We start from the raw sequence: 758 nt of genomic DNA on the forward strand, positions 1-758 counted from the left end.
CGCATGATCAACTGCCGCGCCGACCTCAACCAGCTCGTACCCTTCAAGTACGACTGGGCCTGGCAGAAATACCTCGACGGCTGCGCCAACCACTGGATGCCGCAAGAGGTCAACATGACCGCCGACATCGCCCTGTGGAAAAACCCCGAAGGCCTGACCGACGACGAACGCCGCATCGTCATGCGCAACCTCGGCTTCTTCTCCACCGCCGACTCGTTGGTCGCCAACAATCTGGTGCTGGCCGTGTACCGCCTGATCACCAACCCGGAGTGCCGCCAGTACATCCTGCGCCAGGCCTTCGAAGAGGCGATCCACACCCACGCCTACCAGTACTGCATCGAATCGCTGGCCATGGATGAAGGCGAGATCTTCAACATGTACCACGAGATTCCATCGGTCGCCAAAAAGGCAGCCTGGGGCCTGAAGTACACCCGCTCGATCTCCGATCCGAAGTTCGAAACCGGCACTGTCGACACCGACAAGGAACTGCTGCGCAACCTGGTCGCCTACTACTGCGTACTGGAAGGCATCTTCTTCTACTGCGGCTTCACCCAGATCCTGTCCATGGGCCGCCGCAACAAAATGACCGGCGTGGCCGAGCAGTTCCAGTACATCCTGCGCGACGAGTCGATGCACCTGAACTTCGGTATCGATGTGATCAACCAGATCAAAATCGAAAACCCGCACTTGTGGGATGCCGAGATGAAGGAAGAAGCGACCCAGATGATTCTGCAGGGGACGCAGCTGGAGATTGAATA

Annotated in this window: 1 protein-coding gene; it reads left to right on the top strand. The window is 58.3% G+C overall.

Annotated elements, in window-relative coordinates:
- On the top strand, window positions 1–758 hold a 758-nt coding region (locus QZR30_RS27870), incomplete at both ends, for a ribonucleotide-diphosphate reductase subunit beta (protein WP_311904782.1).

The organism is Pseudomonas sp. rhizo25 (assembly GCF_031931935.1).
GTDB classification, from domain to species: Bacteria; Pseudomonadota; Gammaproteobacteria; order Pseudomonadales; family Pseudomonadaceae; genus Aquipseudomonas; species Aquipseudomonas synxantha.